The organism is Labrys sp. ALF-8, from assembly GCF_059699065.1.
On the sequence record NZ_AP048538.1, the window covers coordinates 1,452,672 to 1,472,002 of the forward strand.

At 57.7% G+C, this 19,331-nt stretch carries 46 protein-coding genes; 3 read left to right on the top strand and 43 right to left on the bottom strand.

The window, feature by feature from the left end:
- Position 1: 1 nt before the first annotated feature.
- The 16 genes from AC6H34_RS26825 to AC6H34_RS26900 form a co-directional block, all read right to left on the bottom strand.
- Complete coding sequence (locus AC6H34_RS26825) at positions 2–136, bottom strand: hypothetical protein (protein WP_497540842.1); 135 nt, start codon at positions 134–136, stop codon at positions 2–4.
- Positions 136–810 carry an MT-A70 family methyltransferase gene (locus AC6H34_RS26830; RefSeq protein ID WP_497540843.1) on the bottom strand — a complete coding sequence of 225 codons (675 nt, stop codon included), beginning with the start codon at positions 808–810 and terminating at the stop codon, positions 136–138. Before AC6H34_RS26830 ends, AC6H34_RS26825 begins: the two co-directional genes overlap by 1 nt.
- Positions 807–1,109: a hypothetical protein gene (locus tag AC6H34_RS26835; protein WP_497540844.1), complete on the bottom strand. Its 303-nt coding sequence runs from the start codon at positions 1,107–1,109 to the stop codon at positions 807–809. The genes AC6H34_RS26830 and AC6H34_RS26835 overlap by 4 nt, the downstream gene beginning before the upstream one ends.
- Positions 1,079–1,291, bottom strand: a complete 213-nt coding sequence (locus AC6H34_RS26840; protein ID WP_497540845.1) for a hypothetical protein — start codon at positions 1,289–1,291, stop codon at positions 1,079–1,081. The genes AC6H34_RS26835 and AC6H34_RS26840 overlap by 31 nt, the downstream gene beginning before the upstream one ends.
- Positions 1,288–1,581: a hypothetical protein gene (locus AC6H34_RS26845; RefSeq protein ID WP_497540846.1), complete on the bottom strand. Its 294-nt coding sequence runs from the start codon at positions 1,579–1,581 to the stop codon at positions 1,288–1,290. The genes AC6H34_RS26840 and AC6H34_RS26845 overlap by 4 nt, the downstream gene beginning before the upstream one ends.
- Positions 1,578–1,778, bottom strand: coding sequence for a hypothetical protein (locus AC6H34_RS26850; RefSeq protein ID WP_497540847.1), 201 nt, complete (start codon positions 1,776–1,778; stop codon positions 1,578–1,580). The genes AC6H34_RS26845 and AC6H34_RS26850 overlap by 4 nt, the downstream gene beginning before the upstream one ends.
- Positions 1,775–1,972 carry a hypothetical protein gene (locus AC6H34_RS26855; RefSeq protein ID WP_497540848.1) on the bottom strand — a complete coding sequence of 66 codons (198 nt, stop codon included), beginning with the start codon at positions 1,970–1,972 and terminating at the stop codon, positions 1,775–1,777. Before AC6H34_RS26855 ends, AC6H34_RS26850 begins: the two co-directional genes overlap by 4 nt.
- Entirely contained in the window at positions 1,972–2,244 is a 273-nt protein-coding gene (locus AC6H34_RS26860) for a hypothetical protein (RefSeq protein WP_497540849.1), read from the bottom strand. Before AC6H34_RS26860 ends, AC6H34_RS26855 begins: the two co-directional genes overlap by 1 nt.
- 2 nt (positions 2,245–2,246) lie before the next feature.
- Positions 2,247–2,570: a DUF2312 domain-containing protein gene (locus AC6H34_RS26865; RefSeq protein WP_497540850.1), complete on the bottom strand. Its 324-nt coding sequence runs from the start codon at positions 2,568–2,570 to the stop codon at positions 2,247–2,249.
- A gap of 30 nt (positions 2,571–2,600) precedes the next feature.
- Complete coding sequence (locus tag AC6H34_RS26870; RefSeq protein WP_497540851.1) at positions 2,601–2,813, bottom strand: hypothetical protein; 213 nt, start codon at positions 2,811–2,813, stop codon at positions 2,601–2,603.
- A gap of 40 nt (positions 2,814–2,853) precedes the next feature.
- Positions 2,854–3,273, bottom strand: coding sequence for a DUF3310 domain-containing protein (locus AC6H34_RS26875; protein ID WP_497540852.1), 420 nt, complete (start codon positions 3,271–3,273; stop codon positions 2,854–2,856).
- 226 nt (positions 3,274–3,499) lie between these two features.
- Positions 3,500–3,808, bottom strand: coding sequence for a hypothetical protein (locus AC6H34_RS26880; RefSeq protein ID WP_497540853.1), 309 nt, complete (start codon positions 3,806–3,808; stop codon positions 3,500–3,502).
- Positions 3,805–4,053: a hypothetical protein gene (locus tag AC6H34_RS26885; RefSeq protein WP_497540854.1), complete on the bottom strand. Its 249-nt coding sequence runs from the start codon at positions 4,051–4,053 to the stop codon at positions 3,805–3,807. Before AC6H34_RS26885 ends, AC6H34_RS26880 begins: the two co-directional genes overlap by 4 nt.
- Positions 4,054–4,086: 33 nt before the next feature.
- Positions 4,087–4,743, bottom strand: coding sequence for a hypothetical protein (locus AC6H34_RS26890; RefSeq protein WP_497540855.1), 657 nt, complete (start codon positions 4,741–4,743; stop codon positions 4,087–4,089).
- A 13-nt stretch (positions 4,744–4,756) separates the two neighbouring features.
- Positions 4,757–5,179 (bottom strand): deoxycytidylate deaminase, encoded by a 423-nt coding sequence (locus tag AC6H34_RS26895; protein WP_497540856.1) that lies wholly within the window; start codon positions 5,177–5,179, stop codon positions 4,757–4,759.
- Between the two features lie 170 nt (positions 5,180–5,349).
- Positions 5,350–5,586 (bottom strand): hypothetical protein, encoded by a 237-nt coding sequence (locus AC6H34_RS26900; protein WP_497540857.1) that lies wholly within the window; start codon positions 5,584–5,586, stop codon positions 5,350–5,352.
- Positions 5,587–5,852: 266 nt separating this feature from the next.
- Between AC6H34_RS26900 and AC6H34_RS26905 the strand changes: the two genes are divergently transcribed.
- From AC6H34_RS26905 to AC6H34_RS26915, 3 genes are read left to right on the top strand one after another with little or no spacing between them, the layout of a single operon-like run.
- Complete coding sequence (locus tag AC6H34_RS26905) at positions 5,853–7,112, top strand: ISL3 family transposase (protein WP_497540858.1); 1,260 nt, start codon at positions 5,853–5,855, stop codon at positions 7,110–7,112.
- A 50-nt stretch (positions 7,113–7,162) separates the two neighbouring features.
- Positions 7,163–7,441: a hypothetical protein gene (locus AC6H34_RS26910; protein WP_497540859.1), complete on the top strand. Its 279-nt coding sequence runs from the start codon at positions 7,163–7,165 to the stop codon at positions 7,439–7,441.
- 49 nt (positions 7,442–7,490) lie between these two features.
- Positions 7,491–7,736, top strand: coding sequence for a DUF982 domain-containing protein (locus AC6H34_RS26915; RefSeq protein WP_497540860.1), 246 nt, complete (start codon positions 7,491–7,493; stop codon positions 7,734–7,736).
- A 6-nt stretch (positions 7,737–7,742) separates the two neighbouring features.
- Here the strand turns inward: AC6H34_RS26915 and AC6H34_RS26920 are convergent, their stop codons facing one another.
- The 27 genes from AC6H34_RS26920 to AC6H34_RS27050 form a co-directional block, all read right to left on the bottom strand.
- Complete coding sequence (locus tag AC6H34_RS26920) at positions 7,743–8,012, bottom strand: Y16D family protein (RefSeq protein ID WP_497540861.1); 270 nt, start codon at positions 8,010–8,012, stop codon at positions 7,743–7,745.
- Positions 8,009–8,611 (bottom strand): hypothetical protein, encoded by a 603-nt coding sequence (locus AC6H34_RS26925; protein ID WP_497540862.1) that lies wholly within the window; start codon positions 8,609–8,611, stop codon positions 8,009–8,011. The genes AC6H34_RS26920 and AC6H34_RS26925 overlap by 4 nt, the downstream gene beginning before the upstream one ends.
- Positions 8,601–9,554: a hypothetical protein gene (locus AC6H34_RS26930; RefSeq protein WP_497540863.1), complete on the bottom strand. Its 954-nt coding sequence runs from the start codon at positions 9,552–9,554 to the stop codon at positions 8,601–8,603. Before AC6H34_RS26930 ends, AC6H34_RS26925 begins: the two co-directional genes overlap by 11 nt.
- Positions 9,555–9,907: 353 nt before the next feature.
- Complete coding sequence (locus tag AC6H34_RS26935; protein ID WP_497540864.1) at positions 9,908–10,306, bottom strand: hypothetical protein; 399 nt, start codon at positions 10,304–10,306, stop codon at positions 9,908–9,910.
- Between the two features lie 63 nt (positions 10,307–10,369).
- Positions 10,370–10,828, bottom strand: a complete 459-nt coding sequence (locus tag AC6H34_RS26940; protein WP_497540865.1) for a hypothetical protein — start codon at positions 10,826–10,828, stop codon at positions 10,370–10,372.
- 133 nt (positions 10,829–10,961) lie between these two features.
- Entirely contained in the window at positions 10,962–11,744 is a 783-nt protein-coding gene (locus AC6H34_RS26945; RefSeq protein ID WP_497540866.1) for a hypothetical protein, read from the bottom strand.
- 18 nt (positions 11,745–11,762) lie between these two features.
- On the bottom strand, positions 11,763–12,095 hold the full coding sequence (locus tag AC6H34_RS26950; protein WP_497540867.1) for a hypothetical protein: 333 nt from the start codon (positions 12,093–12,095) through the stop codon (positions 11,763–11,765).
- A gap of 68 nt (positions 12,096–12,163) precedes the next feature.
- Positions 12,164–12,331, bottom strand: a complete 168-nt coding sequence (locus AC6H34_RS26955; RefSeq protein WP_497540868.1) for a hypothetical protein — start codon at positions 12,329–12,331, stop codon at positions 12,164–12,166.
- Entirely contained in the window at positions 12,331–12,534 is a 204-nt protein-coding gene (locus AC6H34_RS26960) for a hypothetical protein (RefSeq protein ID WP_497540869.1), read from the bottom strand. The genes AC6H34_RS26955 and AC6H34_RS26960 overlap by 1 nt, the downstream gene beginning before the upstream one ends.
- Positions 12,535–12,697: 163 nt before the next feature.
- On the bottom strand, positions 12,698–13,015 hold the full coding sequence (locus AC6H34_RS26965) for a hypothetical protein (RefSeq protein WP_497540870.1): 318 nt from the start codon (positions 13,013–13,015) through the stop codon (positions 12,698–12,700).
- The gene (locus AC6H34_RS26970; RefSeq protein ID WP_497540871.1) at positions 13,012–13,215 is read right to left on the bottom strand and encodes a hypothetical protein; all 204 of its coding nucleotides are present in this window, start codon (positions 13,213–13,215) and stop codon (positions 13,012–13,014) included. The genes AC6H34_RS26965 and AC6H34_RS26970 overlap by 4 nt, the downstream gene beginning before the upstream one ends.
- Complete coding sequence (locus AC6H34_RS26975) at positions 13,212–13,406, bottom strand: hypothetical protein (RefSeq protein WP_497540872.1); 195 nt, start codon at positions 13,404–13,406, stop codon at positions 13,212–13,214. The genes AC6H34_RS26970 and AC6H34_RS26975 overlap by 4 nt, the downstream gene beginning before the upstream one ends.
- Positions 13,407–13,796: 390 nt before the next feature.
- Positions 13,797–14,084 (bottom strand): hypothetical protein, encoded by a 288-nt coding sequence (locus tag AC6H34_RS26980; protein ID WP_497540873.1) that lies wholly within the window; start codon positions 14,082–14,084, stop codon positions 13,797–13,799.
- A 68-nt stretch (positions 14,085–14,152) separates the two neighbouring features.
- The gene (locus tag AC6H34_RS26985) at positions 14,153–15,382 is read right to left on the bottom strand and encodes a helicase HerA-like domain-containing protein (protein ID WP_497540874.1); all 1,230 of its coding nucleotides are present in this window, start codon (positions 15,380–15,382) and stop codon (positions 14,153–14,155) included.
- The gene (locus tag AC6H34_RS26990) at positions 15,379–15,690 is read right to left on the bottom strand and encodes a hypothetical protein (RefSeq protein ID WP_497540875.1); all 312 of its coding nucleotides are present in this window, start codon (positions 15,688–15,690) and stop codon (positions 15,379–15,381) included. The genes AC6H34_RS26985 and AC6H34_RS26990 overlap by 4 nt, the downstream gene beginning before the upstream one ends.
- Positions 15,691–15,751: 61 nt before the next feature.
- Entirely contained in the window at positions 15,752–15,901 is a 150-nt protein-coding gene (locus AC6H34_RS26995) for a hypothetical protein (RefSeq protein WP_497540876.1), read from the bottom strand.
- Between the two features lie 6 nt (positions 15,902–15,907).
- A complete protein-coding gene (locus AC6H34_RS27000) occupies positions 15,908–16,201 on the bottom strand; it encodes a hypothetical protein (RefSeq protein WP_497540877.1) in 294 nt (97 codons plus the stop codon).
- 4 nt (positions 16,202–16,205) lie between these two features.
- Complete coding sequence (locus AC6H34_RS27005; RefSeq protein WP_497540878.1) at positions 16,206–16,649, bottom strand: hypothetical protein; 444 nt, start codon at positions 16,647–16,649, stop codon at positions 16,206–16,208.
- 50 nt (positions 16,650–16,699) lie between these two features.
- A complete protein-coding gene (locus AC6H34_RS27010; protein WP_497540879.1) occupies positions 16,700–17,092 on the bottom strand; it encodes a hypothetical protein in 393 nt (130 codons plus the stop codon).
- A gap of 33 nt (positions 17,093–17,125) precedes the next feature.
- The gene (locus AC6H34_RS27015) at positions 17,126–17,407 is read right to left on the bottom strand and encodes a hypothetical protein (RefSeq protein ID WP_497540880.1); all 282 of its coding nucleotides are present in this window, start codon (positions 17,405–17,407) and stop codon (positions 17,126–17,128) included.
- A gap of 89 nt (positions 17,408–17,496) precedes the next feature.
- Complete coding sequence (locus AC6H34_RS27020) at positions 17,497–17,745, bottom strand: hypothetical protein (protein ID WP_497540881.1); 249 nt, start codon at positions 17,743–17,745, stop codon at positions 17,497–17,499.
- 2 nt (positions 17,746–17,747) lie between these two features.
- Complete coding sequence (locus tag AC6H34_RS27025; RefSeq protein ID WP_497540882.1) at positions 17,748–18,032, bottom strand: hypothetical protein; 285 nt, start codon at positions 18,030–18,032, stop codon at positions 17,748–17,750.
- 2 nt (positions 18,033–18,034) lie between these two features.
- Positions 18,035–18,232, bottom strand: coding sequence for a hypothetical protein (locus AC6H34_RS27030; RefSeq protein WP_497540883.1), 198 nt, complete (start codon positions 18,230–18,232; stop codon positions 18,035–18,037).
- 66 nt (positions 18,233–18,298) lie between these two features.
- Complete coding sequence (locus AC6H34_RS27035; protein WP_497540884.1) at positions 18,299–18,565, bottom strand: hypothetical protein; 267 nt, start codon at positions 18,563–18,565, stop codon at positions 18,299–18,301.
- Between the two features lie 5 nt (positions 18,566–18,570).
- Positions 18,571–18,837 (bottom strand): hypothetical protein, encoded by a 267-nt coding sequence (locus AC6H34_RS27040; protein WP_497540885.1) that lies wholly within the window; start codon positions 18,835–18,837, stop codon positions 18,571–18,573.
- A gap of 40 nt (positions 18,838–18,877) precedes the next feature.
- Complete coding sequence (locus AC6H34_RS27045) at positions 18,878–19,021, bottom strand: hypothetical protein (protein WP_497540886.1); 144 nt, start codon at positions 19,019–19,021, stop codon at positions 18,878–18,880.
- 85 nt (positions 19,022–19,106) lie between these two features.
- Positions 19,107–19,292: a hypothetical protein gene (locus tag AC6H34_RS27050; protein ID WP_497540887.1), complete on the bottom strand. Its 186-nt coding sequence runs from the start codon at positions 19,290–19,292 to the stop codon at positions 19,107–19,109.
- Between the last annotated feature and the right edge of the window lie 39 nt (positions 19,293–19,331).

Here is a 19,331-nt window from a genome sequence, read left to right on the forward strand (position 1 = left end):
TTCATGCGTGGGCGGTTTTTGGCGGCGGCCACTTCGTCGGCTCGACCGGCGTGGCCTTCATGCGGATGTGACCTGCGGCAACGCTGAAGCCGACGAAAACTGCGACCAGGAACAGGACAGTGAGCACGGCGCGCATCAGAGCAGATCCTCAAATCCACTGTCGGTTGATTTCATGGGTAAAGCTTCGCCGTCCAGGAGGTAGGCGAAGGGGTTGTCGAACTTCGTTCTTTCGTTGCCCCATGTTGCCCAGCCAGGCCGAGACTTACGCGCGAACAGTTCTACGTAGGGTCCGGCGACCAGTTCTTCTATGCTGGTGTGGATCTCGTCGGGCTTGCGCGAGTGCTCACGACGCGGCGCGCGAATAAGACGGCTCACCTTCTTTGACACCCGCTTCGGGGCACCGTTCGTGCTCAACAAGCATTGGTGGGCATCTTCTGACATCGTCGCCATGAGCGACTGCTCAGGGTTCGCCCGGGTCCAATATCCCATGCCGGTGAAATCACTGCCGTCACGGTTCTGCTTCGCCCAATAGAAGCCGACAGTCTTGTATTTGAACCCCCAAGCCTTGATCACGTCGAAAGCCATCTCAAGGTGAGTGTCGATCACCCACATGAAGAGGACACAGTTCTTGGCGGCAAGGTCTCGGACCGGTAACGCCTTGATTTCATCCAGCGACATGCAGCCGTAGTGATTGGATGGACTCCTGCCGTCACCCTTCTTCGATCGAACGGCAAAGGTCCAAGCCGGGTCTGCCAGGATAACCGAATAGCCGTTGCGGCGCAGGCCGGTGAACGGACCGGAATAGATCACAGCAGATCCTCGAAATCACTGACGACGCTGGCGGCCGGCTTGGGAGTCTGGACGCTCGGCAGTGGCGCGGTGGCGGGTTTAGGCTTCGAGACCTTGGATGCCTTCAGCTTCGCGACCTCAGTCTGCAGGAAAGCCTCGGCAACCTCCTCGGCCTCGGCGCGGATTGGCCGATAAGCAGTCACCGGCATGATCTTGCCGCCACTCATGAAGCGAGCACAGAAGCGGAGGTTCAGCGGGGCTTCCTTGCAGTCGTAAATGAGGATCTGCATCACTTGGCCGCCATGGTGCTGCTCGCCCACGCGATAGTCACCTGGGCATCGGCAATCCGGTTGAGGTCGACAAGGAAGCCTGCCAGCAATGCAAAGGCTGCGTCGATGACGATTTCCTGTTCCGCCTCGGTCATCTCACGATCGGCACGGATTGCCGGCTTAAGCGCGTCGCGCAGAACGATCACATGGCCGTTGATGTCGCGTTCGGTCATAACAGATCCTCGAAATCCGATGTCGGTGCGGTCGGTACTGGTGCAGGTTCGGCGGGCTTCGCAGCCTCGGAAGCAGCTTTCGCCACCAAACGTTCCGCCTTCTTGCGGCCGTGGACAGCGCCGAGAACAGCCTTCACCGGATCCTTGTCGGCGAAGTGCTCAGAGACGCCACTTCTTGCCGGGCGGTACATGGCACTGAAGCCGACTATCGGGTCAAAAATGAGCGAGATGTGGTTCAAATCACCCTTCTTCGCCAGCGCACGCAGGGTGTCCTCAAGCGGCGCGCTCATTTGGTCGGGTCCGAATTCTTCTGGACGGCCCGGGCCAGAAAGTAGAGCGGCCAGAACATGAACCAGAGCATGCCGATCGCTACTGCGCGCAGCGGTCCCCATGACAGCCACAATGCCACCAGTGCGCTGACGACATAGCCGACCAAGTAGACGACGAGCACAACCATGATGATGTCGAGGATGTCGAAGGTGCTCATTTTTCCTCCGACGGCTTAATGGCTTCAGCGACAATGCCGCCGATCACAGCGGGGATGAACCCCAAGACGACCACAGGCCAGAGCATGGCGACTGCTATGGTCTCCGTAGGATCCATGCGCTCATATCGGACGCACGAAAAGCCAAAGCTGAAAGCTGCACCGACGAACCACACGCCGATCAAGATGATTTCCATCACAGCAGATCCTCGTAACCGTGTTGCTGGGAAGGCTTGCCGGCGATGACCGGCATGTCCTTGGAGAGGAACACCTTGGTTTCTGGGGCCGAACTGGCGGCGACCAAGGCTTCCTCGATGTTGCGGCCGACCGCAAAGCACCTAAACGTCGCGCGCTCGGCCGGACCTGCCTCACGCAAGTTGCACTGCCACCAACCGTCGTTTCGCTGAAACAGGTTGTTGACCAACAGACCCTTGGTGTTCAGGTCGACGACGGTGCTCGCGATCGACACGCTCAGATCTCCATCCCGAGCGCCTGGAGATAGATCTCCAGAATGGCTTGCTCCTCCGCGCGTTCGGCCGCCGCAACCTTACGCATGCGAACGATCTTGCGGAGCACAGAGACATCGAAACCGTTCGCCTTGGCCTCTCCGTAGACCTCCTTGATATCGTCGGCGATGGCCTTCTTGTCCTCCTCGAGGCGCTCGATGCGCTCGACGATGGACTTCAACTGGTCGGAGGCAACGGATGTTGCATCAGTGGGAGGGTTGTTGTCCTTGCGGCTCGTCTTCCGGTTCGATGCCGGGATGTCGTCGAATTCGTCATCGATATCGCTCATTGCGGGGTTCCTGTTGATGCTTGGGGGTGTTCAGGCGACGAGGTGCTTGCCCTGCCGGACACGGCGGGCACACTCGCGCGCATTCTGGTGGGGCATGTACCTGGAAGTACGTCTGGGCCGGACGGTGCGGATGATCCGCCCGCGATGCGTGATCGCCCGCGTCGACGGCCCCAAGAGTGGGATATCCATGAAAGTGCGCATCGCGGCCCGATAGATGTCGCGGATGTCATGCATGACGAACATCTTGCTACCTCTTGATTGAATATTAAACTGATAGTTGATTTTATGCCGAAATGGCAAGAGCTTTTTGCTGCCTGATCAGGAAATCGATCGTGCCGGCTGTCACGGTCGCCGATCCGAGTCCGCGGACCCACGCATCGAGGGCCTGAAGGGCGGTACCATCCTCCACATTGATGTCGTTCTCGTGGATATAGGCACCCATCGTCACCATCTGCGCATTCTCCGCTAGCACGAGCGGCTTGCCGAAGCTGACAAGCAAGGTCTGCCTGATGTCGACGATGTGGCGCGACTTCTCGAGATCAACAAGCCCGGCCTTGCGCCGATAACGGCTAAGGTACTTCAGGATGGAAAATGCCGTGGCATCCCAACCGTTGCGATGGGCGAACTCGAACGGGCTCATACCCATGACGGCGTAATGGTCGCCCGAGACCTGGCGGGAAGTCACTTCTTTCAGTGTCGACATCAAGGCTCTCCTCGATCGGTTCTTCGCAGCCTGGTGAATTCCCTGAGCGCTGCATAACGCTGCTGGTTGTGCCGCTCGATCCTGTCTCGATGTTTCGGGTCTCCGTGCCGCATGGCGGTTGTCATCGAGACCCCGAAGGCTTCGCAGATTTGTTGGTATGTGTACCCGGCAGCGCGAGCCTGCTCGATTTCGCGTATTTGCCGGGTCGTCAGGGGTAGTCGTTTACTCAATGCACTGTAGCCTTGCTGTCCTTGCGCTCGACAAGCGCAAACTGCTCCGGGGAGATAACGCCGGCCCAGCGCAGATCGACGATCGTCGCGACGTTGTTTCTGGTGTTGACCGGGACGAACTGAAATTCGGACAGATCGGGAAACAAACCCCAATCGCCAATCAGCTTCTCGGCAAACTCCCGGCTTGAGAACACCGCGGCCACGTCGCCGGATTTGAAATTCTCAGCCAAGGTGAAATAGGCCATGTCGGAGTCGCAGCAATTGTAGATTCCGAACTGCCGATGAACGATTACAACCCGGCTCATCGTGGCAAACTCCTATCCATCGAGCGGGAGAGGATGGACGGTTTGTTCGGCAGTACCGTGATCAGGCGATTGCCTTCCAGGACCACCCAAACGCCGTCCACCCAAGCACCGCTGGCGCCGCAATCGTGGATCGGCTTGACCTGCTTGCTGAGGTGAGCACGGATGCTCTGGATGTCGACCTTCATCGCCCTCTCGATGTACCGCAACAGAGCGTGGTCGGTCACAACCAAGCGGCTCTTGCTCATATCAAAACTCCACTGTCGGTTGATTTTATGGAGCTAGAAAGCCTTGCCGCCTGCCTTGGCGCGGTTCTCCGGTCGGTGATCTGCGCGAGTTTCGTTGTATGCCCGCTTCTCGACGTACGCGCCGCCGAGGTCCAGACCGAGATAACCGGCGAGATCGAAGATCCTGATCACAGCGTCGGCGAGCTCGACCTCGATACCCTTGCGGGTCGGGAGCTTGTCGTCCATCAGATCCTTGCGATACGCCTCGAGCGCTTCGCTGACCTCACTGTGGATGAGTGCCAGCATCTCGCCGACGTTGCGCGGCAGTTCGGCGCCGGTGCGAGGATCGTTGTACCACCCTGCCCTGCGCGAGGCGCTGTGGCATTCGTTGACCAGGTTGCCGATCAGCGTGGCCTTCTGGCTTATGGCTAGCACAACGGCAGCGCGGGCAAGTTCGGCCGCAATGTCCGGACGAACCCAGGCCCCCTTCCCGTTGCCGTTCCAATCCGGAACGGAGGCTTCTGCTACGCGCTCATTGATCCAGTCGTTGAGCCCCTGACCCGGTCTCGGGCCGTCAATCTGATGTTCGCTCAGCGGCAAGCCTTCGCCGGTCACTTTAGCCCGTGCGGCCTCGTAACTGAGCCCTTGCTCGCGCATAATGCGTTGTGTGTCGCGCATACCTTCGGCGAGATCGTCGTCGAGCATTCCCATGGGATGGTTCCTTTCATTCTTGAATGGAGACAGCGACGCCGGCCTCTTCGAGCATCTGCTGTGCAGCCTCGAATTCTTCCGACGGCATCGATGTCTTGTTGGGTCGGGTTACGATCTTCGTGATGCCGGCCTGGATGAGGGAGCGTGCGCAGGCCGCGCATGGATAGTTCGTGGTGTAGACTGTGCACCCGTCGGTCGGGATTCCGACCCGGGCCGCGAACGCGATGAGGTTCTGTTCGGCGTGACTGGCGAATAGGTACTTGCGGGGCCGCTCGAACCGGTCAGGGGTATCGGCAACACGATGAGGTGGGCCGTTGAAGGCAGTCAGACGAACGTCACGATAATTGCCGACCAGGATGGCACCAACCTTGGTACTGTCCTTGGATTTGGTACCGGCCATTTCGGCGAGCCGCATGAAATAGGATTCCCAATACACCTTCTCGCCTCCAATACCTTTATCAACTGTTAGTTGATTTCAATGTTAACCGCAAGGAAATTTTCTGCTCGTTGACAAGACCAGATGGGTATTCGTAGCGGATGGTGGTAGATCCGCTCATCCTTGATTTACGAACTTCGTAACGGATGGTGGCGCGTAGGCACGCGCCCCTAGGTCGGTCCGTTGACGCGGCTAAGCTCCAACAGCTCGCGGGCCTTCTTGAGCGCACGATTACCGGCGGAGCGCTTAGTCCATGCTCGGCTCCGCTCGCCGCGCTTGTCCGCGCACATGGCGAAGTCAAAGTCCCACAGGGCTTGGAGAGCGAGGTCGTACGCCTCCTTATGCCCGATGCTCTTCGCATAATCCGCGGTTCCTCTTGCATGTTCGTACCGGGTCATGCGCGCCATCTAATGGGCCTCCGTATCGTGTATCTGATTGACGGTATAACGTGTATATGATAATAAGTCAATACCATATACACGAAAAGGTGCGACATTGACTCTAAATCATATACACGGCAAAACCCGGCGTATGGGACGCAAGAAACAATGGACAGAGCGCATTCAGCTCCCGTTGGCCGAAGGGACAACGGCAAAGATTGATTCACTTATTGAAGGTTCCGAAGTGCGACTTGATTTCATCCGGTCGGCTATCGACCGGGAGATCAAAAGACGTGACAGACAGGCTAGACTTTCTCGGAATTGCGGGGATCAGGACGACCGCAATAACTGACACGCCACAGACAATTGAGATCGAAGCAGAGACAGTAGACCCGACCTTTCCTCCCTGTTGTCTATTCGTAGATCTGCGCCGAGACGGCACTCGTGCTACTCGTCGACTTATTAATGACACTCCGCACGGTGGCAGGGCGGTTCTCATCCGCATGAAGGTTCATAGAGCCAAGTGCAAGGCTTGCGGTAAGGCTGGAATTTCCGAGGTTTTTGAGCATTTTAGGCCTGACCGTCATATGACCAATCGCTGTTTCGAGTACATTGCGAAGCGCTGCCTCCGGGAAACAAATTCTCAGGTTGCCAGGGCCTGCTATGTCAGCGAGGGCACAGCTCGCTCCGTTGTCGGCGAGTACATTGCCGAGAATCTTAAGGGACGCCTGAGAGCCACACCTCGTGTGCTTGGCCTCGATGAAAAGACCATTTTGCGGCAGTATCGGGCTGTCCTCGGCGATGTTGAGGCCAGAACCCTCCTGGATGTTCTGCCGGATCGCGATTGGTCTCTGCACTCGTTCCTTGAAAAGTTGGAAGACCGGGAAAGAGTGGAGGTTTTCTGTACCGACATGTATTCGGCCTATCGCCATTTGCAGCGCCGCTATCTACCAGGCGCCGTACATGTGACGGATCATTTTCATGTTGTACGCCGCGCCAACTATGCGATGGACAAGGTCAGATCGGCTTATGCGGCGTCGCTAGATGGCACTGCTCGCAACGAACTCCGCAACTCCAAGCGGCTGTTCAATATGCGATCTTCCAAGATGAACGATCAGGCGAGAGATCGGATGCGTCAGTTGGCTCTTCGCCATCCGGTGCTGTCGGAAGCGTATTGGGCAAAGGAGCGCTATTTCGAACTTTATGAGGTATGCCATCTGCCACATGAGGCCGATGCGTATTACCGCCATTGGGTCAAGACGCTCCCGGCGTCGATCAAGGATATTTTCAAGCGCTGTTGCGGCATCACGCCTTTTTGGATGCCTACTGTCTTGGCTTACTTCGAGCATCCATACACAACTGGCTATATCGAAAGCGTGAACCGCGTGATTGATGATATTCATCGAGCCGGTCGAGGCTACTCTTTTGACGTCATTCGCGGAAAGTTGCTGCTGGCTACGAGGGCGGAAGCCAAGACTTTCCGACAGAGGGTGCATTTATGGATGACAGCCATCATCCGTTGTTTTGAGGCGCGTCGCGTTTTCGCCGCCTAACCACCATCCGCTACGAATACCCGACCAGATGACCAGAACAAAATAAGAACATGACCGGGCCGAACGATAACGTCCACACCCTTCACTGCTATGGCACAGACCTCGGCGTGGTCTGCACTCGCTGCCATCGACGCACGCTGGTGCCCATGGCGAAAATCTCGTCACACGGCGGCAAGGGTGATATGCGGCCCATCTATGCCATCGCTAAGCGGATGAAATGCACGACCTGCAATATCAAACAGAGCCATGCGTTCGTGCCGCCAAACAAGCAATTCGCCGAGCGATGGGTGAACTACGAGATCCTGGCCACCCCCGGTCTGGACGAGTGAGTCCGGAACAGGCGGCCGGTCGCCGTGGTTGAGTCCGCGGAGGTGAGTCATGAACGTCAAACCCTTCGCTCACACAGTGAAATTCATAGCCGGGCCAGGATTTGTCCGGCACATAGCCAGTACCGAGGAAGCGCTCTATTTCCTCGAGCACAAATGGCCGTACCTTGAAGGCCAAGCACACATTAAAGCCACCGAGATCTGCCGAGACGTGCTCGGTGGCAAAGGTAGTTCGGAGAAAGCGCGAGAGGCTTTCATTGACGCCTTGGAAGAGGGACGGTTCGATTTGGTCGAATGACCCAAATTACCACATGTCCTCCGAAAAGAGTTCGCGTTCGGGCCCGTGCTTCTGGACGATCTGTCCCGCTGCACGGGCAATGTGGCACCCCTCTTCCCGATCGACGTAGCGGCCCTCGCTCGTGATGAAGCCGCTCGTGGGCGGCAGCGGATGCCCTGGAGCCAACCGGCCGGCAGCACGGAGGTTATGCGCGATATGGTGATGTCTACCGGGCCGCTCGACGACGTAGATAGCGTCGCCTTCCTTCCACGCAGCCATGATTATGCGCTCCGTCATGTCGTGGCCTTTCCGGAGCGGGCGCGGATGGCAGCTTCGACGCCTTCAATCGCTACAGTTACCTCGGGGATTAGATCTATCGCCCGTGCCGCTCTGTTCAGAGCTTCCGTATTATCGAAGTCGGTTGCGAATGGCAGTGACATCGCCACTTGTGTTTTGAAGTCGTCCGCCCAAGCGCACAGGTTGTTCGCGGCCTTCTCGACCTCTCCCACGCTGGCGGCTGGCTGGGACAGGCTGTCCAGAAAACTCGCGAGGCCTTTAAGCCAACCCAACGAAACTTCCAGCGGTCCTTGCTGTGCGGCGTAGATCTTGGCGCTCACATTCCGCTTAGCCAGGTCCAATCGCCATGTCGGTGCAAGGCCGTTCTCGTCGCGATTATCTGTCTCCGGCGCGGCTGGCGGGGCGGATAGGGCTTGGGCGATGGCGGATTCGTTGATCCAAGCGACGAAGGCTTCCATCGTCTGCAAGCCCAACAATGTGCTGCTGAAGATTGTAGCTCCGTCAGCATCGGCGACAACGGATCGCACTACGCCCATCCCCTGCATGGCGATAAATGGCGTCGGTCCCGGCAGCTTCGCCTTCTCGGTCTCAGCGGTCATGGGTGGCTCCTGAGAGTGCGGCGCGGGAGCGGCGCGAGATTTCAAACCCACCGTCATGGAGGCGCTCAAGTGTCGTGGTGTCAGCGGTAGACGACAGGTAGCGATTGATGACTAAGAGTTGGTCTTCCTTCGCCAACTCGGCGGCTTCTGCTGGCGGCGAGATGTCCTGCCGGTGTGCTTCGAGGGCGGCGGCAAGTACGGCGCGCATCAGTCCACGGGTCTTCTCGCTTGTGATACCCGTTCGTTTGCGGCCATCCAGATACGCGCTCTCCACCACCTCATGAACCAGTTTTTCTACCGCCTCCACCGCGCTCGGTTTCGGCTCGGCCTTGGGGGATGGTGGGGCGGTGCGAAGCGGCATCGCTCCAAACAGCCAGCAAGTCCACGCGGTATTGGCCCGCTCCCAATGATCGTAAGCCTCGGCCTCATCATCGAACACGGCGTCGGGTACATCTTGGTCCGCATATCTGACGATAAATTGGCGAGGTGTCGGCTTGCCGCAATCCGTTGGTTGGCACCACGCCACAGCCTCGCCCTTGGGGGCGGCGAAGAATGTAACGAGCCGCCTTGCTATGTCGCGAAACTGCTCGCGCGTATCCTTCGGCACGATCTTAAGCCAACCGTCGCCGCGCTGGCCTGTGTCGTCTTCGTGCTCTGGCCAAGAGTGTTGCGGAAAATCTGGATCGGGCCATTCGACTTCGCTATGAAGCCAAGCCGCAATTGCCTCAACGGTTGCTTCGCCCTTGGGGGCGGTGGCGGAGGCTTCGAGGGTGGCGATGTAGCGGCAAAGATTACCATGTGTTTTTTGAGTTTTCTCGATGTCACGGGCTAGCGTCACCTCTTCTCGTCCGAGGGTGAGCATCGCTTGGCCGTAATCGTCCACCAACTCGCGGGCACGGGGGGATGGCGTCATGGCTTTGTGCTCCGATTGTTCGACGTCCATTCGTGACCGCAGTATCGGCATGACCACACAAGATCGCCCGCGCCTGATACGTCGGTAGGGTTTTTATTCTGTCCACGTCCGCACTGCGGACAACGATATGTCATGCGCTTCATAGCCTCGCTGGTGGCCTTTCGGTGCTTCCGCTGACGGTCTGTTAATGCCGACCTCATTGTCCCTCCCTATCGGCGGCGGCGAGGGCGGCGCGGTCTACCAGTTTGAGGCAGAATGGGCAGCTTTTTAGTTCCGGGGAAACGTTCATATTGTTCACCAAAATCTCCCAGCAATGGCTCCGCATAAAAAGAACGTGACAATCGCACCGGCTGAAACGCCAAGCATGAAAGAGGGCCAATCCATCACTCCCCCTCCCTATCGGCGGCGAGGGCGGCGCGGAGTTTAGCAGATGCCTCAGTTTGATCTTTGGCGCCAAGCAATCCCCATAAATGCGCGAGTGCGGCTGTCGTGGTTTGTGCCGCTATGCTGTCGCTGGTGTAGCCTTGAGCCCAATGAGGGCGCAGACTTTCCAGAGCCGATACCTGTGCCCGCAGTTGTTCCACCTCCGCGCGCAGCTCCACCTCTGCCACCGGCGCGGAGAGTTCGAGCCGGCCGGAAAGAACCGTCACCTCAGTATCCGGGGTTTCCTCGTACCTTCCCCAAATTCCCCATCCCAGATCGGGCTCGAAAAACGCGACGACAGGTTGCTCTTCGCCCTTTTCTGAAACCCAATAAAAGCCTGTGGCTCTGTCAACGGTCATACGAGATCCTCGCAAATCTGAACTTACCGATGCCGCCCCCTCTGACAGAGCGGCACTCAAAGCTCAGCGGTTGCGCTGATTGGCCTCGTAGGTGGCGTTCCAGGCCTTGGCGATGTCTGGATCCTGCAACAGGATGCGTAGGGCGACCGAGTTGTAGCCGAAGCGGCGCATGGCCTCGGCCTGCTGGATCTTCTTGCAGAACGTCACGTCGTAGGTCTTGCCGAAACCAAGTCCGGCGATGCCGCCAACGGCATTGAGATAGAACGATCCCTGGCAGGTGCCGTCGGCCGCCGCGAGTCCGGCGCCGCCGATCGAAGCGGCTGCGCGATTCACGTTGCGGTTGGAACTAGTCGAGCTCGAGGAAGCTGATGCATTGGCCTTGGCGGTTGCCGACGCGCTGGCGCTGGAACCGGGGTTCGGCGTGCTGCCTCCGTGCCCGCGGCTACTGCCGGCGAATGCTGTGGTCGAAAGCGTTGCGGCGATCAGTACGGCCGGCACCGCAAGAAAAACTCGGCGAAACATGGCGGGGTCTCCTGTTGATATTCCATCGTTGGTTGATTTTAAGATCGGGCGGCGTCTGAAGGGACACTTGTTTCCGCCGCCCGTGAGCATTTGGTATCGCGAATCTATGGATTAGTCAACTGTTAGTTGAATATTAATCTACGAATTCGTTGTCGGCGTCGGGATCGCTCGATGGACGCTTTGAACGAAGCATCACGACCTTGCTGCGGGCATGAGCGAGCGCCTGGGCCACACTGTGCCCCCTACCCTTCACTCTGACGCCGTCGGAGCACCGACGAAAGGCTGCGACCCAAGATCCATCGGGGCTTTCGACCGGGACACGCGCGCTCGCGTAGGTTGGTCGATAATGACGCTGCCGAAGCTGCGAGAGGTGCCAGCCGTGCGGGATCTTGAATGACTCTTCGGTGATGCTCGGAAGTACAGGGAGCTCGCCGCTACAGGCGAACTTGCCGTATGAGGCATTCAATGATCGACGCACGAGGTCGGCTGCGCGCTTCGTAGAATCGTAGCTTTCGAGCCGGGCTTTCAGCTTGTCCAAGGTCAGCTTGTCGCCGGATACGGTGCCAATGCCTTGCATGACCAATAAATTTACGTCGGTTGCGCGCCGTTTGCGCACCTCGTCGAGCTTGGCTTGTGTCAGTTCGACCTCGAGTTCGAGCAGCCGAATTTTGAGTTTCTTGATCGTCGGACCGTCGGAAGCGGCGGGCGCTAAGGCCTCTACGAGGTCGGCATCATGTTTAACATTGCGCCCCCAGAAGTAGCCCGTAAATGTGTAGGTCATGGTCAGGCCGTTAACTGTCAAGTGGTGCGAATACGGTGATACGTCCGGATCGTAGGAAAGATACACCGCGATGCGTCCGTCGCGTGTCTTGAACCTATCGCCGGTCTTGGCTTTACTCAGATCGATCGTCGACATTGGGGTGTCCTTTCTGTTTCAGTTGAGGAATTGCTGACCAACCGCCTCGCGATGGCCCTCGAAGGCGAGGTCGCGCAGGTAATGAGCCTCCATCTCGCCGAGCATGGGAGTGAGACCGGCCGCCATCAGTTGCGGGACCGTGGCGTACTGGCTGAACTCACCTTCGACGAAGATGTAGTTTGCCGGGTCGCTGCCGCCGTCCCATGCGGCAATGAACTCCGCGGCATCCCTGGTGTCCTTGAAGGTGCACGCCATGCTTTGGCCGACCGTGTCGAGCTTGCTCCAGAAGCCGAGGCCGAGCGCGCAACCGAGGAAGATGCCCATCTCAGGATGCGTGATGATCGTACGCATGTTAATTCTCCAGATTGTAGCTGTGGAATGGCCGACGAAGCCGGCATGTCCTGCAAAAATGAGCGGGACTATTTCCGGCTAGCGGCGATCGTCTCGAGCAGCGACGACATGACCGTGCCAAAGAGCAGGATGAGGAAACCTCGCGCCCATTGGCCGTCGTAGAAGGAAATGGTCGCCAGAGTCGTTACGGCACCGTCGACGTAGCTGAAGCGGCGGCTCGTGATGAATTTCAGCATCAGCGCATCCCCAATTCTTGATAGAGTTTTTTGATTTCTTCAGGCGACGGCGCAGGCGGACGGAACTCACCGCACCAATCCCTAAATTCGGTGTGGACCCACTGTGGAAAGCGTCGGCATTTACCGTGCCGCGTCTCCTGCTCCCGAACCCAAAATCGGCATTCGTCACAGCGCGCGAGGCGTTCGTCCGGATCGGTGCTCATCGCCCCCTCCGCTTGCTGTCGAGGTGTCTGCACATCTCCTCGACGCGGCGGCGCCTGGCCCGTTCATGCAAGCGTTTCTCGTAGTTCCACATGCGGAGCTCTACGCAGACGCCAATTACCGCCGCGACTATGAAAAGTGCGACGAGGGTCAAGAACGGATCCATCACATCCTCCAATCCAAGGGAATGGGCGAAGCCGACCTTTCCTGAGAAACTGAGGAGCCGGATTCCGCGGCCACCGAAGTCGGCATTGCCTCCAAAACTGAGGGGCGAAGTCGGTCATTCCTGGAAAACTGAGCGCGAGGTCTGACGTTAACCCGATACAGCGCTTCGCGCCCGCCAACGAACTGCCGGTTGAACATCAGCTTGCCGTAGCCGTCGGGATAAACGAATACCGACCACACGACGTTCGGGGCCGCTAACGCTTGCGTGCAAGCTGCGTCATTGATGAAAATGGCCTTCTTGACGACTGCGCGGCTCATGACACCTGTTCCGGCTTGACGATCGACGTGATGCGCCAGAACGGCAGGAGCGACATGCCCTCCACCTCTGTGCCGCCGATGTCGATGAAGACCTTGAAGCCGGCGTCACCCACCCAAGCGACCTTGCGCGGCTTGTGGCCGTTGGGACCGAGGGTCAGCACATGATCGCCGACCTTCGGCACGATACCCTTGGTGGTCATCCGATCATGCTCCGAATGACCGGCCACCCGTAGTGCACGATCGGCGTCCAGAGCAGGAAGTCGAGGGCGACGGCCGTTACCAGGCCCCAATTGAAACCCTTGCGCCAACCGAGGTTGTAGGTGCGATCGTGCCGAGCCTCTTCGTCGTTGTACTCGTCGTCGTAGCGGCTCGAGTTGAACCTGTTGTCCATTTCTGGAATCCTTGTATCTGGGATCCATATTATAAAATCAACTGTTAGTTGATTAGTCAAGCCAGAAATGGATTCCAACTGGAAAAATGCCGCGGATCATTTCCACGCGCCAAAGCGACGGGCCCGCGTTTCGGATTCCAATCGAAAACGGAAAAGTGCCGCGGATCATTTTGGAGCTCCAAAGCGACGGCCCCCTCTGGCGGGTCGGGTGCGGCGTGGTAGTCGAGACCGATCGGTCTGCGCCTGGTCGGGCCGGCCGGCTCGATCGTCCAGCCCTATTCACGGGTTTTCATGTGATTACGTTACGTAATACATATTTTGTATGTGTAATATGTTCAAAAGAAAAGCCCGCGCGCAACGCGGGCTTTGGATCAATGCTGGAACGGGAAACTATTGTTTCGGTTCACAGGTGACGCGATAGGCTGGATACTTTCCGTCTTTCGCCATGCTGGCAACACTTGCATCGAAGCGCGCGCCAAACTCCTTTAGCCATGCTTCGCGCCGCAATTCGCACTCTGTCAGGCTGACGCCTTTGGCGGTTGAGGTGAGCTCGTTACGCGTTACGTTACCCTCCGTCGTCAAGATTGTAACGACGGCAACAAAGGAGTCGGCAGCGGCCCGGGCTGGAATGGTCGACAAGGTGCACATTGCCAATGCCGCCAGAATTCCCTTCCTCATCTGTTACCCCTCCCCTAGAACGCAAAAAGCCCGCCACAATGGGCGGGCTTAACGACAAAAGTCAATATTCAGTTGAATAGCCTATCTGACTTCGCAAGCGCTGCCGTCAACGCCCCCCATGCGAACAACAGGGGAATACTGATAGGTGCACCTGGTTGCACGAATTGCCAGCCTAGTGCGGCCGTTGAGGCTATCCACCCTGTTGCCAGCCCGAACGCTACTAGCTTCCCTAGCTTGTAAGCCGGACTCGAGACGCGCGGCGCGCTCACGGGCTGGACAGGCTCAACGCGCGGCCGTTCCTGTCTCGATAGCGCGCCCAATGGGCAATCCGGCTTGTCTATGCGCTGCAGCCCGGCATCATACGGCCGGCCGCTTTGATCCATGGTGGATACGCGCGCCGTCCCAACTGGCATTGATCGATCGTGCTCGATTGTATGGGCCAATTGGGCCGCAATCACGCGCGGGATATCGGCGGCACTCTGCGACGCGAAATAGACGCCTACCCCCTTGGAGCGGATGAGCCTCACGGTTTGCTCTATCTTCCGCAACAGGGACGGCGGGCAATCCTGGAAGAGCAAATGCGCCTCATCGAAGAACAGGACAAGGCGCGGTCGCTCCAGGTCGCCGACTTCAGGCAGGCGGGCATATAGATCATTGAGCACGTAAAGCAGGAACGCCCCATAGAGGCGCGGCGCCTGTATCAATTGATCGGCGGCAATGATCGATAGGACTCCCTTGCCGTCCCGTTCCTGCAATAGGTCTGCCACGTCGAAAGCGGCACCTTGAAAGAAGTGCGGCCCGGCTTGTCGCTCCAGGCGGTTCAATGCCCGCACGACGACTCCGGTTGACGCGGCCGTCACTTGCCCATAACTGCCGGCTAGTTCCGCTTTGCGGGCAAGCATGTATTGGAGCATGGCCCGGAAATCGGCCGGACTATCGAGCGGCGCAACGCCATGGGCCCAAAGCCCAAAAGCCGCTTCCACGACTCCGCTTTGTGCGTCCGTCAATTCCAATGCCCGCGCCACTAGATCGGCCCCCATGGCATGCAACGGCAAGCAAATCTGCCGCCCATTGCGGCCGAACAAATCGAGCAATTCGGCCGGACAGGAACGCGATAGAGCGGCAATGTCCCCCTTGACGTCAGCTAGGAATACAGGAACTCCGGCTTTGCTGAATTCCTCCGCAAGCTTCATGAGCGTCACGGTTTTACCTGTTCCCGTGGCGCCGCTGATGAGTCCGTGACGGTTTGCGTAGCGGAGGGGAATTCCGGCCGTGGTGTTTAGGCGTGCGAACGTCATTTTGTGAAAAACCTTTGTTTGGCGGCATTCCACCATGAATCAAATTCTGCCTTTTCTTGCGCTTTGTACTCTGCCGCAAGTTTGGCTTTCAATTCAATCGCCGCCTGCAATGTCAAACATGTTCTGGCACGCTGAATATACACATTGTGGCAATAATCATCATGGTAAGCGTAGACATGTTCCGGACTCCAACTAGGAAGCCATTGACCATGGAACGTGGAATGTTCCGCTACATGTCCGGTTTCGATAGGTTTATCTTCCCAATACCGAATAGGTACAAAATATAGCTTTGTCCCGGATTCATACATCTTTGATACTCCAAAATGAAAGCACGACAACGGCGCACAATGTGGCGCCGCTCGCATGCCGTCACTTCCAGGGTTGCCGCTGCTTTAGCTCGCGCTTGAATTCGGCAATCGCCTCACGCTTTGTCACTCCATAGTAACGGCGCGTGAACAGAGCGCCGTCAACCATGTCGGAAATAACCCAAGCGCCGTATATGTTCTTTTCGATAAGCATTGTCGTTCACTCCGCAAAGAATGCATAAATTGTCGTGATGTATCGGCCGCGCCTGTCGCTCAACGAAAGGTACGGCACGCACTTTTCGGGGCAGTACTTGTCAAACCAGAAATTGCCGCCGCTCCGCTCAAACGCCTTGCGCCAGCGGTGAGGCAGCGCGAGCATGACGGAATGATAGTCGGGCTTCCAAAGCTTGCCCGCGCTATCGAGACGGCCGACTAGAGCCGCTTCCGTGGCATCGCATTTGCGCTTGCCGAATCCGCCTCTATCGTCGCTGGCGTTGAGGATGAAATGCGCCATTGCCTTAGCTCCAAATCTGCCCGTCATCGCCCAAATACAGGTCGACGTTGCCGAAAGCCTTGCTCGCATTGTCGAGAGTGGTTGCGGCCGGTTCCGGCCAATCGCCGTCCCAGAAGCCCGCACCATGGCCGCAACGGGTGAGCCAAAAATCATGGCCAGCCATTGCCGCCTCGCGCGCGGCAATCGAGCCTTCCATGTCACTGGACAACGGCGCGCCATCGCAATGGATGTGCTCTGAATTGGCGTCATAGAATGCGGCGCAATCGGCGCGCATTGCGTCGAGAGTGTCGGACGCAACGTCAGACTCGTCGCGGCCATCGTCCAGGGGATTACCGTCATCATCTATGCTGGACCAAAGCGCGGTCCCGACATAGGAACGGAAGAAATGCCATTCTGCCGATTTTCCAGGTAGAGGTGACGGCGCTGCCATGGCTTCAAGAGTACTCATGATCTAAAATCCACTATCGGTTGATTATTTGGACAAACGAACGGCGCGGTTTAAACCGCCTGCAAGATAGTGAAGCCTGCCTTTTCCAGCGCTCTATCCCATGAGCCGGAATCCATGTCGCCGACGGCGCCAAGCATGGCAGCGCGGTTTTCCTCATAGGCGCGGGCATATGGGGAATCGTTCGGTTCGCAGGCAGCGAGACCATAACGCGGCAGCATCCGGATAGCGCGAGCAACGGCAGCGCTTCGCTTGTCATAGCCGTAGCCGCTCACGTGAGCGCGCTGCATTTCGCCGCCGATCAGATGCACATAGGCGTAGAGTCGGCCGGCGCCGTCTGCTGGAAACTTGAGCGCGATAGTCGCGACACGTTCGCCGCCCTTCATGACAACGAATGCGGAAACCCGATCAAACGCCTTGCGGTGAAGTTCATAGATATCGGACATTGTCTTATATTCCACTATTGGTTGATTTTGTAATTAAGCGGCGAGGCTTTCGAGCCTGTAGCGCCGCTCCATTGCCTCAACGAAACCCATGGTACCGTCTGCCGTGACCTGAACTTGTCGGGACAGATACTTTTCGGCCTCTTGCGGCGAGCGGATGGAATAGGCGTCTGCCGCCCTCAAATCTTCCATGACGACAATTCGCCGGTCATACGCGAGAACGAGCGACACTTTGGGCGCTCGCAAGTCGTCTAGGTCGACAGTCATGGTCGCCTTGAGCTTGTGGAATTGCGACTTGACGATAAAGAAGGTTAGCACGGCGTGACTCCTTGATTGCCTATGCCGTGAGACTAGGCTGAATCCATGGATTAGTCAACTTTCAGTTGAATAAGTAAGCAGGAAAATCGCTACATGCCGATTGTGTGCGGCACCCCGAAAACCGGACTCCGCAGCGCCAGATTCCAGCGGTAGATATATTCCCGCGCTGCCGCTTCCTCGACCGTTCGGCCGCACTCGATGCGCCATGCGAGACGGATGACGGTATCCATGCCAGGTACGCGGATTGGCGCCTTATCCTCGCAATGATGCACGAAAGCCTCATAGGCCGATTCAGCGGCCGCGCGGTGCGTGTTGTAGGCCTTGAGATAGGCATTCATGGCTAGGCCTTCCTCATCGGGTAGCCGTGCACGCCAACGTAAATCCCGACGAACGGAAAGCCGCTCGCTGCCGCATAAGCCTTGGCCTGCTTCGTTACCTCAAGCCTGTTGTGTGGCGACGCGCCATTGACTCCTGGTATGTGCTCGACGGCGGTTTGCACATAGTCCCGATGCATGTACAGCGTGCCGTCAAACTCGCATGCCTCAGCGACGCGATACCATTTGCGTGCGCGCGGGCTATGGGAATTGCCGCTGTAGGTTACAATCGTGCGGCGCGGATCGGTCATGATCATGCCTCCCAAAGAGTGTGCAACACGTCAGCCGCATCGAGCCGAACGGCGCGCAGATGCCGCAAGGCGACGCCGTTGCTTTTGCTTTTCAGATTCATGGCCTTGGCCTTTTCAATCGCCTCATCCGCGCTGACGCACGGAAGTGATAGCGGAATGAAATCGCACCATATGACGGCGTAGATTGTCGGTTTCACCATAGCGGCGTCTCCTCTAGGTTGAATGTCGTCATTGCTGCCAGCGGCTCGCACTGGCAGGGTATGGCGTCACTTGGATTTGAGGTGCTGAAACGCGGCTTTGCCGCACGCGACGGCATCCCGACGCGAGTTTGGTTTGTGGTAGATGGAAAGGCCGAGCTCGGCGCCCTTGCCTTCCTTCCTGTCCAGGACATATGCGACGCGTCGGACGCCATTCACTTCGCCCGTTCGAATCCAAAGCACGTCACCCCATGGCGTGCCATCGTGGAGGCGCCACGTCGCGCGACGAAATTCCAAATTGCCGCGACGGCGCCAAACGTTTTTCCGACTTGCCATGTCCCCTACTCCGCCTCGCAACGCGCGCCGTCATTCATGGGCAAGTCGCCGCCCATGGCGACGTCAACCGCCTGCCTGCAATCGTCCAGGGTAAGGTTGAAGTCTTCGCGGTAATCCTGTCCCTCGCGCGAGACTATGAGGCTGTAGGATGAGCCGGCCGGCTCGATTGCCGTTACCTCTGCCAGCGCGGCGCCAATCAATCCGCCCATGGTGAAAGCGGAGGCTATCGAAGCGGCGAGCATGACGGCTGCAGGCCTGTTGAAACGCGTCATTGGTTGACTTCCTTCTGTACGGTTGATTTTTCAGACAAGCCTAGAACTTGCCGCAACGGGAAACACGAGCCGTGGCACCCTCGACGACAAGGCGGGAAAGGTTGTTGCGGCGCTTGCAGAAAGTGAACACGTAGCTGCCGATACGAATGAAGCGAATGCCGCCGACTTTTTTCGTCTCAAACATGAAAAAACTCCCTCTAGGTCAGTGACTTGACACTAGAGGGAGTCTGAGGATTAGTCAACTGATAGTTGAATAATGAGACAAAGATTTATTCGGAATCGTGCCTCAAGATGTTTGCAACCTTGCGTCCGATGTCTCGATAGAGCGAGTCCCGCATATCCTGGTAGGCGGCATTATCGCCATACCGATCGGCACGCCTTGCCAGCGTGTCTAGCAGGTCAAGCTCTTCCTTCACATCTTCCTCAATTGTCTTGAGCTTCTCTGTTGCATCCATGCCGTTTCTCCTTCGGGTTATCGGCTCTTGCCATGGATT

Coding starts and splice junctions, on each gene's coding strand:
- AC6H34_RS26910 (WP_497540859.1), top strand. CDS start 7,163: ATGACCGGGCCGAACGATAACGTCCACACCCTTCACTGCTATGGCACA.
- AC6H34_RS26955 (WP_497540868.1), bottom strand. CDS start 12,331: ATGCTGAAATTCATCACGAGCCGCCGCTTCAGCTACGTCGACGGTGCC.
- AC6H34_RS27000 (WP_497540877.1), bottom strand. CDS start 16,201: ATGGCGCATTTCATCCTCAACGCCAGCGACGATAGAGGCGGATTCGGC.
- AC6H34_RS26865 (WP_497540850.1), bottom strand. CDS start 2,570: ATGAGCGATATCGATGACGAATTCGACGACATCCCGGCATCGAACCGG.
- AC6H34_RS26960 (WP_497540869.1), bottom strand. CDS start 12,534: ATGAGCACCGATCCGGACGAACGCCTCGCGCGCTGTGACGAATGCCGA.
- AC6H34_RS27020 (WP_497540881.1), bottom strand. CDS start 17,745: ATGAATGCCTATCTCAAGGCCTACAACACGCACCGCGCGGCCGCTGAA.
- AC6H34_RS26965 (WP_497540870.1), bottom strand. CDS start 13,015: ATGAGCCGCGCAGTCGTCAAGAAGGCCATTTTCATCAATGACGCAGCT.
- AC6H34_RS26850 (WP_497540847.1), bottom strand. CDS start 1,778: ATGAGCACCTTCGACATCCTCGACATCATCATGGTTGTGCTCGTCGTC.
- AC6H34_RS27030 (WP_497540883.1), bottom strand. CDS start 18,232: ATGGTGAAACCGACAATCTACGCCGTCATATGGTGCGATTTCATTCCG.
- AC6H34_RS27035 (WP_497540884.1), bottom strand. CDS start 18,565: ATGGCAAGTCGGAAAAACGTTTGGCGCCGTCGCGGCAATTTGGAATTT.
- AC6H34_RS26890 (WP_497540855.1), bottom strand. CDS start 4,743: ATGGGAATGCTCGACGACGATCTCGCCGAAGGTATGCGCGACACACAA.
- AC6H34_RS27050 (WP_497540887.1), bottom strand. CDS start 19,292: ATGGATGCAACAGAGAAGCTCAAGACAATTGAGGAAGATGTGAAGGAA.
- AC6H34_RS27010 (WP_497540879.1), bottom strand. CDS start 17,092: ATGTCCGATATCTATGAACTTCACCGCAAGGCGTTTGATCGGGTTTCC.
- AC6H34_RS26875 (WP_497540852.1), bottom strand. CDS start 3,273: ATGTCGACACTGAAAGAAGTGACTTCCCGCCAGGTCTCGGGCGACCAT.
- AC6H34_RS26995 (WP_497540876.1), bottom strand. CDS start 15,901: ATGCTTATCGAAAAGAACATATACGGCGCTTGGGTTATTTCCGACATG.
- AC6H34_RS26930 (WP_497540863.1), bottom strand. CDS start 9,554: ATGGACGTCGAACAATCGGAGCACAAAGCCATGACGCCATCCCCCCGT.
- AC6H34_RS26870 (WP_497540851.1), bottom strand. CDS start 2,813: ATGTTCGTCATGCATGACATCCGCGACATCTATCGGGCCGCGATGCGC.
- AC6H34_RS27005 (WP_497540878.1), bottom strand. CDS start 16,649: ATGAGTACTCTTGAAGCCATGGCAGCGCCGTCACCTCTACCTGGAAAA.
- AC6H34_RS26915 (WP_497540860.1), top strand. CDS start 7,491: ATGAACGTCAAACCCTTCGCTCACACAGTGAAATTCATAGCCGGGCCA.
- AC6H34_RS27040 (WP_497540885.1), bottom strand. CDS start 18,837: ATGACGCGTTTCAACAGGCCTGCAGCCGTCATGCTCGCCGCTTCGATA.
- AC6H34_RS26990 (WP_497540875.1), bottom strand. CDS start 15,690: ATGTATGAATCCGGGACAAAGCTATATTTTGTACCTATTCGGTATTGG.
- AC6H34_RS26985 (WP_497540874.1), bottom strand. CDS start 15,382: ATGACGTTCGCACGCCTAAACACCACGGCCGGAATTCCCCTCCGCTAC.
- AC6H34_RS26920 (WP_497540861.1), bottom strand. CDS start 8,012: ATGACGGAGCGCATAATCATGGCTGCGTGGAAGGAAGGCGACGCTATC.
- AC6H34_RS26935 (WP_497540864.1), bottom strand. CDS start 10,306: ATGACCGTTGACAGAGCCACAGGCTTTTATTGGGTTTCAGAAAAGGGC.
- AC6H34_RS26975 (WP_497540872.1), bottom strand. CDS start 13,406: ATGGACAACAGGTTCAACTCGAGCCGCTACGACGACGAGTACAACGAC.
- AC6H34_RS26840 (WP_497540845.1), bottom strand. CDS start 1,291: ATGACCGAACGCGACATCAACGGCCATGTGATCGTTCTGCGCGACGCG.
- AC6H34_RS26950 (WP_497540867.1), bottom strand. CDS start 12,095: ATGCGTACGATCATCACGCATCCTGAGATGGGCATCTTCCTCGGTTGC.
- AC6H34_RS26940 (WP_497540865.1), bottom strand. CDS start 10,828: ATGTTTCGCCGAGTTTTTCTTGCGGTGCCGGCCGTACTGATCGCCGCA.
- AC6H34_RS26825 (WP_497540842.1), bottom strand. CDS start 136: ATGCGCGCCGTGCTCACTGTCCTGTTCCTGGTCGCAGTTTTCGTCGGC.
- AC6H34_RS26970 (WP_497540871.1), bottom strand. CDS start 13,215: ATGACCACCAAGGGTATCGTGCCGAAGGTCGGCGATCATGTGCTGACC.
- AC6H34_RS26880 (WP_497540853.1), bottom strand. CDS start 3,808: ATGAGCCGGGTTGTAATCGTTCATCGGCAGTTCGGAATCTACAATTGC.
- AC6H34_RS27045 (WP_497540886.1), bottom strand. CDS start 19,021: ATGTTTGAGACGAAAAAAGTCGGCGGCATTCGCTTCATTCGTATCGGC.
- AC6H34_RS26845 (WP_497540846.1), bottom strand. CDS start 1,581: ATGAGCGCGCCGCTTGAGGACACCCTGCGTGCGCTGGCGAAGAAGGGT.
- AC6H34_RS26945 (WP_497540866.1), bottom strand. CDS start 11,744: ATGTCGACGATCGATCTGAGTAAAGCCAAGACCGGCGATAGGTTCAAG.
- AC6H34_RS26980 (WP_497540873.1), bottom strand. CDS start 14,084: ATGAGGAAGGGAATTCTGGCGGCATTGGCAATGTGCACCTTGTCGACC.
- AC6H34_RS26900 (WP_497540857.1), bottom strand. CDS start 5,586: ATGGCGCGCATGACCCGGTACGAACATGCAAGAGGAACCGCGGATTAT.
- AC6H34_RS26925 (WP_497540862.1), bottom strand. CDS start 8,611: ATGACCGCTGAGACCGAGAAGGCGAAGCTGCCGGGACCGACGCCATTT.
- AC6H34_RS26855 (WP_497540848.1), bottom strand. CDS start 1,972: ATGGAAATCATCTTGATCGGCGTGTGGTTCGTCGGTGCAGCTTTCAGC.
- AC6H34_RS27025 (WP_497540882.1), bottom strand. CDS start 18,032: ATGACCGATCCGCGCCGCACGATTGTAACCTACAGCGGCAATTCCCAT.
- AC6H34_RS26885 (WP_497540854.1), bottom strand. CDS start 4,053: ATGAGCAAGAGCCGCTTGGTTGTGACCGACCACGCTCTGTTGCGGTAC.